11 protein-coding genes and 1 pseudogene are annotated in these 11,708 nt (G+C 31.8%); 1 reads left to right on the forward strand and 11 read right to left on the reverse strand.

Translation table 11 applies throughout. The annotated features are described in order from the left end of the window. Positions 1-84: 84 nt before the first annotated feature. From QO190_RS08740 to leuS, 6 genes are all read right to left on the reverse strand, one after another. On the reverse strand, positions 85-954 hold the full coding sequence (locus QO190_RS08740; RefSeq protein ID WP_069797916.1) for a PstS family phosphate ABC transporter substrate-binding protein: 870 nt from the start codon (positions 952-954) through the stop codon (positions 85-87). 261 nt (positions 955-1,215) lie between these two features. Then, positions 1,216-2,046 (reverse strand): energy transducer TonB, encoded by an 831-nt coding sequence (locus QO190_RS08745; protein WP_213189883.1) that lies wholly within the window; start codon positions 2,044-2,046, stop codon positions 1,216-1,218. A 25-nt stretch (positions 2,047-2,071) separates the two neighbouring features. Next, positions 2,072-2,635, reverse strand: coding sequence for an ExbD/TolR family protein (locus QO190_RS08750; RefSeq protein ID WP_371462618.1), 564 nt, complete (start codon positions 2,633-2,635; stop codon positions 2,072-2,074). A 7-nt stretch (positions 2,636-2,642) separates the two neighbouring features. Beyond that, positions 2,643-3,242 (reverse strand): biopolymer transporter ExbD, encoded by a 600-nt coding sequence (locus QO190_RS08755; protein WP_069797908.1) that lies wholly within the window; start codon positions 3,240-3,242, stop codon positions 2,643-2,645. An 85-nt stretch (positions 3,243-3,327) separates the two neighbouring features. Next, the gene (locus QO190_RS08760) at positions 3,328-4,188 is read right to left on the reverse strand and encodes a MotA/TolQ/ExbB proton channel family protein (RefSeq protein ID WP_104793944.1); all 861 of its coding nucleotides are present in this window, start codon (positions 4,186-4,188) and stop codon (positions 3,328-3,330) included. Positions 4,189-4,455: 267 nt separating this feature from the next. After that, a complete protein-coding gene (gene leuS, locus QO190_RS08765) occupies positions 4,456-7,269 on the reverse strand; it encodes a leucine--tRNA ligase (RefSeq protein WP_371462615.1) in 2,814 nt (937 codons plus the stop codon). Positions 7,270-7,515: 246 nt separating this feature from the next. Here leuS and QO190_RS08770 point away from each other — a divergent pair. After that, positions 7,516-7,722, forward strand: a pseudogene (locus QO190_RS08770) (glycosyltransferase family 2 protein); the annotation flags it as partial. Here the strand turns inward: QO190_RS08770 and QO190_RS08775 are convergent. The 5 genes from QO190_RS08775 to QO190_RS08795 all read right to left on the reverse strand — a co-directional run bounded on the left by QO190_RS08775 (position 7,715) and on the right by QO190_RS08795 (position 11,530). Further along, positions 7,715-8,404, reverse strand: coding sequence for a carbonic anhydrase (locus tag QO190_RS08775; protein ID WP_371462613.1), 690 nt, complete (start codon positions 8,402-8,404; stop codon positions 7,715-7,717). The pseudogene QO190_RS08770 and the gene QO190_RS08775 sit on opposite strands and share 8 nt — an antisense overlap. Before the next feature lie 76 nt (positions 8,405-8,480). Continuing rightward, a complete protein-coding gene (locus tag QO190_RS08780; RefSeq protein WP_371462611.1) occupies positions 8,481-9,707 on the reverse strand; it encodes a 3-deoxy-D-manno-octulosonic acid transferase in 1,227 nt (408 codons plus the stop codon). Between the two features lie 15 nt (positions 9,708-9,722). Further along, a complete protein-coding gene (locus QO190_RS08785) occupies positions 9,723-10,187 on the reverse strand; it encodes a DUF1648 domain-containing protein (protein WP_069797894.1) in 465 nt (154 codons plus the stop codon). 56 nt (positions 10,188-10,243) lie between these two features. Further along, entirely contained in the window at positions 10,244-10,948 is a 705-nt protein-coding gene (locus QO190_RS08790; protein WP_371462609.1) for an NlpC/P60 family protein, read from the reverse strand. A 198-nt stretch (positions 10,949-11,146) separates the two neighbouring features. After that, positions 11,147-11,530 (reverse strand): GxxExxY protein, encoded by a 384-nt coding sequence (locus QO190_RS08795; protein ID WP_371462607.1) that lies wholly within the window; start codon positions 11,528-11,530, stop codon positions 11,147-11,149. Positions 11,531-11,708: the final 178 nt, after the last annotated feature.

Genomic DNA, 11,708 nt, shown 5'->3' on the forward strand with positions numbered 1-11,708 from the left:
TTTTATTGTTAATGTATTATGTTAAATACTAATACACAATTTTCGTTCCAAAATTAAATTAAATCTCTTAAAATTAAAAATTTTTTATCTCATCATTACTTCTCTCTTAAAAATATTATAAGGTTGAAGTCCTTCTTTACTTACCACTATTTGACCTTTTTGAGTGCAAGAGAATCTGATAAAACCATTTCCTAACCCAAAATGTCCTTCATTAGTTAAAAAATAAAGAATCCTGGTGAAAGGATATTTCATATTTCTTATATTTTCTCTGTTCGGCTCATAAGCAATATTATTTTCTGTAACAGAGAGAATTTTTATTTGTTTCCTTAAATCTTCAGCTTCTCGAGAGTAAGGATTCGAGATGGTATTAAGACTAATAACCCCTATACTATTAGGGAATTTACTAATTTGCTCTACAATTCCTTTATTACCTTTAATTAGTGAATATTTTATTTTTTGAGGGGCTAAATTTAATTTCTGAGCTACAAAGTTAAAATTACTAGCATTTACACCGTCAAAAATTATATTTTTTTCATCAGATTGTAGTTCTTTTTTTATTTCTTGAACACTAATTGAGTTTTTAGGAGAATCTTTAGCAACTACAAATACTACTGCATCACCAGCGAATTTTGCAGGCTTTAAAGGAAGATCTACCATTTCTTCATAGAGTTTTTTTTCTTTTTCTGTAAGTTCTCTAGACATCACGATAACTCTTACGTTCCGCTTCAATAAATCCATTAAGGCATAGTCTTCTTTCTGAAATTTCAAATGAAGTTTAGTTTCTGGATAATGCGCAACATATCTTTCTGCCAAAGCTTCTGTTACGTTTCTAAAAGATTCATCTGCAGCAATGACTATTTCACCTTTGTTTGGTCTGCTTGATTCATTTTGAGAACAAGAAATGACTGAAAAAACTGAAATAAAAAAAATAAAAATCTTAAACGTCTTCTTCATCCTTTCTTCTTATGTAATAAATTGCTCTTCCTATTCTAAATATTCCATATAAAATGAGTAATCCACCTAATAAATAAGACGGCATCTCATCTAATTGCACTAGAAAAAACCGATATACAATTACAAAAACACCTAATGCAATATAAAATAATCCGATTAAAATAGATAAGTAATTAAACATATAAAAGCAATTAAGTTTATTAATAAATGACATAAAAAAGAGAAGCTTACGCTTCTCTTTTTATATGAAAATTGGTAAGTTTATTCAAAATTCATAGTTAATGGTAACCTAAATCTTTGTCTTACTGGTTGACCATTAATTTTCGCAGGAACCCATTTAGTTTTAATACTTTTCACTGTTCTTACAGCTTCACTATTAAAATCTGAGTTAGAACCAGATGCTTTGACATCAGAAATTGAACCATCTCTTTCTACAATAAATGTAACTGTAGTTTTTAGAGTTCCTTCTCCTCCTTCCATTGCAGAGTTATCAAAGTTTTCAGCAATTTTATTTCTAAAAGAGTTTAAACTTCCTGGGAATTCTGCTTCTTGGTCTACAGATTCATAAACCTCTGTAGTACTTGGAGCTTTAGACTCTACTGCAGCAGCTTTTGGTGGAGCCTGTACTGGCGGCGGTATGTGTGCCGTCTGTTTAACACCTTCTTGGTTAATAAGACCTGTGGTAGTTTTTAACTGCTCAGAAATTGGCGGAGGTGGAGTTTCCACTTTAGGTGCCTTCACTGGTTCAGGTACTACGTTTTGTATAATTTCAATTTTTTCTTCTACTTTAGGTGGTGGAGGTGGTGGAGTTTCTTCTTTTTCCACAATCTCTTCTTTCACTTGTTCCTCAGGAAGAATTTCGATAAGGTTAGCATCTACTTCTGTCTTTTCTTTAGCAGCTAATTGCTTAATTTTCATTACTACAAAAGGAGTAATTGCTGCTATACAGAAAATAAGAGTTCCAATGATCATCGATCTTGTTAAGATTCTTCTGTAACTTGATCTTAAATCATATGCACCGTATTCTTTATTTCTATGCTCAAATACAATTTCATCTAAAGACGGATTGTAATTTAAATTTTCATTTTCCATAATATTCAAATAAGTTTTGAATTAATTATTGAGCTGGTGCCGGTGTAGAACCTCCAACTTTTTTCTCGTAGATTACTTTTTCCCATGGCTTAATGTCTGTAACACCATATTGTTCTGACTTAGTAATCGCCATTTCATCTAAAATATCTACGAAATTTTTATATACTGCATCATCTGTAGGCTTGATAATTACTGTAAATTTAGTAACATCTTTAGCATTACGTTTTGCTTGCTCGATTACTTTTGTAATCCCTTCTCTATCATAGGTAGTCTCTTGTAAAGTCTGTTCATTAAGACCTGCTTGATCTAACTGGTGATAGAAAATTCTATTATCTTTACCAATAATCAACGAAATTGAGTTAGATAAATCAATCTCAGTTGGTGGTGGTTTTACAGCCTCATCTTTTGGTTTTGCCGGTAACCCAAGGTCCATTACATTAGGTTTACTAAATGTAGTAGTAAACATAAAAAACATAAGCATTAAAAAGTTAAGGTCCACCATTGGTGTCATGTCAACTTTAGTACTCTGCTTTTTGGAGCGGACTTTGCCTCCCTTTTCGCCTTTTTCTTGTACTTGTACTTCTGCCATTTCTTTACTATTTATTAGTTTCCTGGCTAGTAATTAACCAAAACTTATAATACTCTATATCTCTAAGCCCTTCAAATAAATTTTTTACTTTAGGGTAATTAGTGTTTGCATCTCCTTTAATAGCCAATTTATATTGTGGATTAATTTCAAGACTGCTACTAATCCAATCTATTAATTGCTTATTTGTACTGTCTAATGGAACTCCCGCAGTTTTTACAAACTTTCTTTGATCTTCAGGCATATTAAGAAAACTCTTAAGCTGATTCATCGGAACTCCAATTGCTGGAGTTTTGAAGAAAGCTACTTTTTCTTCTTCTGAAAATTTCACACCATATTTAGCTCCCATTTTGTCTAGCAACTCTGATCTTTCATTAAAGTTTTCAACAGCTGCGAAATAAAACTTACCGTCTGGAGTAACATTAACTGTCATTAAGTTACCATCTGGAAGTAATTTTTCAGAAATAGAAGTTGGCGGTTTAATTTGCTCTACATCAGGCTTTTTAAACTGAGTAGTCATAATAAAGAATGTAAGAAGCAAGAAAGTAACATCACACATTGCTGTCATGTCTGTTACAACACCGTGTCTTTTTGGTTTGACTCTCGCCATTTTATTATTTTTTATTAAATTAAACTTCTAGTTATGCATTCTTTCATTTAAAAAGAGTGCAATTTTTTTGCCAAAAATTAACTGATTAGTTAAATTCTGCAAAAGATTGTTGGATAGACATACCAATCTCGTCGATTTTGTATGTAAGTCCGTCAATTTTAGAAGTAAAGAAGTTATAAAGAATAATAGCGATAGCTGAAGTACCAATACCTAATGCAGTGTTGATAAGTGCTTCAGAAATACCGATTGATAATGCAGCAGCATCAGGAGTACCTCCAGCAGCACCTAAAGCTTGGAAAGACTTAATCATACCGATTACCGTTCCTAATAGTGCAACTAACGTAGCTACTGTACCTAGAGTAGAAAGAATCATCATGTTCTTTTCTAACATTGGCATTTCTAAAGTTGTAGCTTCTTCAATTGATTTAGTAAGCGCTACCATTTTTTGCTCTTTGTTAAGAGTTGTATCATTTGCTAAAGCTTTGTAAGTTGTAAGACCTTCTTTCACTACGTTACCTACAGAACCTTTTTGAGCATCACACTCTTCAACTGCTTCATCAATTTTATTTTTGTCAAGTAAATTTCTAACTTTAATTACAAAGTTTTCTAAGTTACCTGTACCTGCTGCTTTTCTAAGAACGAAGAAACGCTCAATAGCGAAAACAATAACAGTAATCATGAATAAAATCAAAATGTGAACGATTGGTCCCCCCATGTAAATAATTCCCATGAAAGAATCTGGATGTAAGTCCTTATTCTCTACATCAGAAAAAGCAACTGAAAGACCAGTAACCCCTTCGTTCTTAAAGTTACCAGGATTTCCTAAAATAAAAATATAAATACCTAACGCTATAACATATAGAATAGGTAAAACAACTGCAGGATTAAGACCTCCTACTTTTTTAGCAACTACTTGCTCCTCTTGTGTTGAAACATTCATTTCCATATTAAACTAAATTATAATTGTTAATTTTTTGAGGCTGTAAAATAAAGCTATTTTATTGGAAAATGCAAGTTAAAAAATCAAACTATGATAAATTTCTTGTTTCTCGAAAACCATTGTAGATTACAGATTTAACAATATATTTTATATTTTTTGTGAGATATTTTCACATGATGTTAAAATCATAAAAACTACAAAATTTTTAGCCTTATTTTTTTTCAAATATTCAAAGAATTTTTTATAAATTTTTAAAAAATATTTAACAATTCCTTAAAAAACGATATTGATAATCTTCTTTGGCACAATAATTATTTTTTTAGGAGTTGCTCCCGCTAAAATTTCTTGAACCTTTTCATTACTCATCGCTATTTCTTCAATTTGTTTAGCATCTAAATCCGCTGCTAAAGCCAAGGTAAACTTCATTTTACCATTGAAACTTACCGGATAGTTAATCTCATCTTCTACCAAATACGCTTCATTTAATTCTGGCAATTTCTCGAATTCTATAGAAGTATTTTTACCTAATTTTTCCCACAATTCTTCGCAAATATGTGGCGCATAAGGCGAAATAATAACCGCTAAAGGTTCTAAAATTGCTCTTTTATTGCATTTCATTTTTTGCAATTCGTTTACCGCAATCATAAACTGCGAAACCGATGTATTGAATGAGAAATTCTGAATATCAAACGTAAATTTCTTAATCAAAGTATGCAGTACTTTTAATTCTGCTTTGGTAGGTTCTTCATCTGAAACAGAGAAAGTGTCTCCATCAAAATAAAGGTTATAGAATTTTTTCAAAAATCCGTAAACACCGCTTAAACCTTGTGTATTCCAAGGTTTTGATTGTTCTAATGGACCGAGGAACATTTCATACAAACGTAAACAATCCGCTCCATATTCTTCTGCAATATCATCTGGATTTACAACATTGTATTTCGATTTAGACATTTTTTCTACTTCACGTTCGGTGATGTATTTTCCGTCTTCTAAAATAAATTCTGCATCAGCAAATTCTGCTCTCCATTTTTTAAATGCTTCAATATCCAGTTCATCTGTAGTTCCTTTTAATAAAGAAACATCAACGTGGATTTTTTGAGTTTGATAATCTTTGGCTAAACTTTTCGAAACAAATTGATTCGTTCCATCAATTCTGTAAACAAAAGCGCTCATTCCCAAAATCATTCCTTGATTTATCAATTTTTGGAAAGGCTCATCTTGGTTAATGTAACCTCTGTCTTTTAAGAACATATTCCAAAATCTAGAATACAACAAGTGACCAGTTGCGTGTTCACTTCCGCCAATGTATAAATCTACTTGTCCCCAATAATCTGATAAATCTTTTGCACAAAATTCACCGTCATTTTTCGGATCCATATATCTCAAGAAATACCAAGAACTTCCCGCCCAACCTGGCATTGTAGAAAGTTCCATCGGGAAAACGGTTTTTTCATCAATTAAATCTACAGCAACCACTTTTTGATTAACCTCATCCCACGCAAAATTTTTCGCATTTCCTAATGGTGGATCACCGTCTTCTGTTGGTAAATATTTCTCTACTTCTGGCAATTCTAAAGGCAATGCAGAAACAGGCAAAGTATAAGGCATTCCTTCTTTATAATAGACAGGAACTGGTTCTCCCCAATATCTTTGACGAGAAAAAATAGCATCACGCTGTCTATAATTGGTAGTTCCGTGACCGATTCCCATTTTTTCAATTTCTGAAATAATTTTTGCTTTCGCATCGTTATAATTCAAACCATTCAAAAATTCAGAATTTACACAAACTGAATCTTTAGAATCATAAGATTCTTCTTGAATATCAACATCATTTTCAATAACATTGATGATTTCTAAACCAAATTTTTTCGCAAAACGATGGTCGCGTTCATCATGCGCAGGAACCGCCATTACAGCCCCAGTTCCGTAACCCATCAAAACGTAATCTGAAATATAAATCGGGATATTTTTCCCTGTGAAAGGATTTACAGCGTAACTTCCCGTGAATGCTCCGGAAACGTTTTTCACGTCTGCCATTCTATCACGTTCTGTTTTTTTAGAAGTTTCTTCTATATAATTTTCAACTTCAGATTTTTGCTCTGCCGTTGTTAATGTTGAAACCAAAGGGTTTTCTGGTGCTAAAACCATAAAAGTTGCCCCAAAAATAGTATCAGGACGAGTGGTGAAAACTTCAATCTTCTCATCCATTCCAGAAACTTTGAATTTTACAGCAGCTCCTTGAGATTTTCCAATCCAATATTCTTGAGAATCCTTCAATGGTTGTGGCCAATCTATGGTCTTTAACCCATTTAAAAGTCTTTCAGAATACGCCGTGATTCTCATACTCCACTGCATCATTTTTTTCTGAAAAACAGGGTAACCTCCACGTTCAGATTTTCCGTCTTTAACCTCATCATTCGCTAAAACCGTTCCGAGAGCAGGACACCAGTTTACCGTAGTTTCAGCTCTGTACGCCAATCTGTAATTGAGTAAAATATCTTGTTTTTTGTTTTCATCAGCAGCATTCCATTCTTCTGCGGTGAAGTTTAATTCATCATTCTGAACTGCATTTAAATTTTCAGTCCCGAATTTTGAAAAATGTTCTACCAAAGTTTCGATAGATTCTGCTTTATCCGAAGTTTTATTGTACCAAGAATGAAACAATTCTATAAAAATCCATTGTGTCCATTTGTAATAAGAAGCATCAGAAGTTCTTACTTCTCTACTCCAATCAAATGAAAATCCAATTTTGCGAAGTTGTTCTTCGTATCTTGTAATATTTTGTTCAGTAGTAATCGCAGGATGTTGCCCAGTTTGGATTGCATATTGTTCTGCTGGCAAACCAAAAGAATCATAACCGATAGGGTGCAAAACATTAAAACCTTGATGTCTCTTGAACCTTGCATAAATATCCGAGGCGATATAACCAAGAGGGTGACCTACGTGTAAACCCGCTCCAGAAGGATAAGGAAACATATCTAGAACGTAGAATTTAGGTTTTGTAGAATTATTTTCAGTTTTATAAGTTTGGTTTTCTTCCCAAAACTTCTGCCATTTTTGCTCTATCTGCTTGTGATCGTAAAACACGCTGTAATATTTTAAAGTATTGTTAAACTTGATTTCTAAGAATTTACAAATTTATGATTTTTAAAAGAAAAATCCCTATCGTTATGAATAAGGATTATAAAATATCTCGTTTACAAATTAATTAATCTTAATATTGATCACTTTTACAATATACATTTTCTCCGCCAATTTCTTTTTCCCCCTTTTACAATGAGTTTTTGAGCGGTGATAGAAACTACTTCTACTTTTTTCACATTTCCATCTTAAAAAATCCCTTACGGAAAGCCTCTGAAAAAGACTTTGGCTAAATACAGAATGCGAGAAGGAAGTGTTTCCCGAAATAAAACCAATATCATGAAAGACCAATATTTGGTTTACAAAGAACACATGAATTTTTCCACGCTCAAGTCTTTGTATTATACCGCCAATTGGGCTTTCAATGGATTTAAGAAATATTCTAAATTTTTTAATTAAGAAAATCTACTTTGCCGTCATTAAGATGGTAATAACCACCAATTACTTTCAGTTCTCCTTTATCAATTAAATCTTTCAGTTCTTGATTTTGAAGAATTTTCTGGATTTGTTGGTCTACATTATAATGAATTGCGTCATCTAATTTTTCAGATTTTCCTACGAAAGGCTCCACTCCTTTTCTGAGTGTTTCTATAAGATTAGAGATTTCTTTGGGTTCTTTTCCTTCACTATGTTGAGAAATTGCAGCCGTAATTCCGCCACATTTTTCGTGACCCACTACAATAATTAACTTCGTATGTAAATGATTCACCGCATACTCCAGACTTCCCATCGTCATATCATCATCTAGTGAATTCCCTGCAGTTCTTATCACAAACAAATCACCAATTCCTCGGTCAAAGACTAATTCTACAGGCACTCTAGAATCAGAACAACTCACAACCGTTGCGATAGGATGTTGCCCAGAAACTTCTTCCTTCATTCTGGCTTCATCTAAATGCGGAAAAGCATTTTTGTGATGTACAAAATGTTCATTTCCAGTTTTTAAAACTTCTAAAATTTTATTTGGATTAAGATTTTCTTGGATATGGGTTTCTTTTTGAGAAATTTGGTTAGAAGTACAACCCGTAAAACTCCACATTGCGCCTACCAACATTAAAACGCCTACAATTACTTTCTTCATGATAATTTTTTGCAAAATTATGAAGATTATAAATCGCTTCGAGATGATTGTTATCAGGTATTATGCTCAGAATAAATTATGCTAAAATTTTCTCTAGAATAATCTCAGAAGAATTCGGTTGAGAATGAACGAAATTTCCTGCGTTTTCACTCATTTCTTGTAACAGATTTGAATTTTTTGACAATTCAAGGACAAAATCAGCTGCCAATTCTTCATTATCGAAAGATTTTCCTCCATTTTGTGCAATTAAAGCATCTGCTTCAGGATTTTTCTTGTATTGATTTCCAAAAATTACAGGAACACCGAAAGTTGCCGCTTCTAAAATATTGTGCAAACCTTTATCGTGAAAACCACCACCTACAACTGCAATATCTGAATAAGAATAGAGTTTGGAAAGTAAACCGATGCAGTCGATTATGAGTATGTTGGTATTTGGTAATTGGTAATTAGACTTTAATTCTGAATACAAAATTGCGCTTGGAAAGATTTGTTTGAGATTTTGAACTCTTTTCAAATCGTGTGGAGCAATGAGAATTTTAAAATTTTCTAATTTTTGAGAAAGAATTTGAGCTATTTTTTCTTCGGCTTCCCAAGAGCTTCCGAAAACCAACAATTTTTTATCGGCTTTAAATTCAGAAATCAACTCCACGGAATTATCTCGGTTTTTGATTTGTTTCACTCTGTCAAAACGAGTATCTCCAGAAACCGAACCTTTGGTTAAACCAACTTTTTGAGCTAAAGAAAGAGACTTTTCAGTTTGATGAAAAATCCAATCCACATTTTTTTTCAGTTCGTTTACAAACCATTTTCCTTGGGGCTTAAAATAAACTTGATTTTCATAAAACAATGCTGAAATCACAAAAACTTTGGTGTTTTGCTTCTTTAATTCTTCTAAAAGATGATACCAAAAATCATATTTTACGGTAAAGAAAATTTCAGGATTTACCGCTTTTACAAATTCTGAAATCGTAGATTTTTTATCAAAAGGGAGATAACACAAAATATCTTCTTTATTCTTTTTCTCCACGTTTTCATAGCCAGAAGGCGAGAAAAAAGTAATTAAAACTTTATGAGTCGGATATTTTTCTTTCAGTTTTTCTAAAACAGGCAAACCTTGTTCGTATTCTCCCAAACTTGCAGCGTGCATCCAAAGGACTTTGTCCTCATTTTTTATTTTAGATTTTACAATTTCCAAAGACTTTCTTCTACCTTCTAAACCGCGTTTAATTTTATCATTAAACCACGACAAAACCTTGAACGCTAATTCAAGATGAAAAATGGATATGTTGTAGATAAATTTCAATGTGAGAATGTAATTTTATTTTTTGTAATGATAATAGGTATTAAAACCAACAATAGAAACCAACATAACAATAATTATTGTAGGGACAAAAAAAGATAAACTTTCTTGAAATCCTTTAATAATTTTTATTTCTTCAAATAAAATTCTGGAAAACAAGAATAGAATAAAAACTAATAGTGCATTTACAAAAGTTCTTGCTAATTCGGGCTTTGCTTTTATTTTTGGAGATATATTTAGTAATTCTGAATCTGTATTTTTTGAGACATGATTGAGCAAAAGAAAAAGTAAACTCCCTATAATAGGCAAAGTCCAAATCATGCTTTTATTTCCATAAACATTTGGTTTTCCATCAAATCCATAATGTTGAGGAATTATTTCGGGAAGTTCAGAAAAATGAATTATTGTGAAAATCCATAAAAATAAAAACAATAGAACTTGAATAATTAACAGTAGTTTATTAATGTTTTTGTAGTTTATCATTTAATAAAAATTTTTTTTTAAAACTTAGTCATTATTTCACAACTTCCAATTTTTAATTAAATCATTGTTTTCACAAACCTCAATTTGTGCGTGTGCTTATTTTGTTCTGCATTATAAATTCCAGAAAAATCTAAAGAATCTATTCTCACTTTTCCGCTTGCATGAATGATTTCAAAAGGTGACAATACCAAACCTACATGAACAATTTTTCCTTCTGCATCTTCAAAAAACGCTAAATCTCCTGCTTCGCTTTCTTCTACAAAATCACGAGCTGTTCCTTGTAAAGCCTGTTGTTCTGGGTCTCTCGGTAAAGCAATTCCGTGAACTTTGTATAATAACTGCACAAATCCGCTATCATCTATTCCAAAAAAGCTTCTTCCTCCCCATAAAAAAGGGACATTCAAGAATTTTTTGGCCGTTTCTACTAAACTTTCACGCAGGTTATTTGTATCAACAGCATTTTCTGTTGCAAAACCGACTTCACTTCCTATGGAAAGCAAACTTTTACCTTCTGGCAAATTAAATTCACCAAAAGACTGCTTAATCACATTTTTAGAAATTTCAGCATTTTGTTTTTTCAAAACTGAAGTATTTATCCAACCTTCATAGCCATCAAAATCCATTTTGATTTTACTGAAATTCCCTTCCGTTTCTAAAATTTCACAGGTTTCACCATATAAAATCTGAGAAATCATTTCAGATTTTTCTGAAACTTCGGCTCTCATCGGTGAAACAGATACGCTGCAGTAGTATTTTTCCATAAGTCTTATCTCTCGCTGATTTTGCTGATTGAGCAGATTTTATTTTTCATTTATTAAAATCGGCCTAATTTGTTCAAATTACATTTTTTTTAATTTATATTACGCTAATTTCATTAATCATGTAGATTTACTTTTCATCAGCCTAATTCGCTCAATCTGCGAGAAATTTATTTACTCATACTCAAGATTAAGCAGATTCTAATCTTCAAATTTATTGACAATTCTTTTAATAGAATTTAAAATCTTATCAGTATTAAAATTCACTAAAATTCCCAGTTTCTTATTCGAAAGTTTTAAATAAGTTGAAACTTGCTTATAGTGTACATCTTCTAATTCTTTTACAGATTTTAATTCAATGATAACCAAATCTTCTACTAAAATATCAATTCTAAAGTTACAATCAAAAACTATATCATTATATACAATTGGAATAGGAACTTCACATTTCACTTCTAAACCTAAATCTTCAAGCTCATATATTAGAACTTTTTGATAAACAGACTCTAGTAAACCCGGACCTAATCCGTTATAAACATTAAATATTGCTTTTCTTATTAAATAAGAAATTTCATTTTCGGTCATGGTTTTTTAATTTATTAATTCGCTTTTTAAACTTATTTCTCGCTGATTTTGCTGATAAAGCAGATTTATTTCTACTACAACTATCAAAACCTGCCAAATCTACTGAATCTGCAAGAGTTTTTAATTTAACTCATAATGTGAAAACAGATTTATTTCTATTATAATTTTTAAATCAGCA

The sequence above is a fragment of the Cloacibacterium sp. Arc13 genome (genome assembly GCF_041431305.1).
Lineage (GTDB): Bacteria > Bacteroidota > Bacteroidia > Flavobacteriales > Weeksellaceae > Cloacibacterium > Cloacibacterium caeni_B.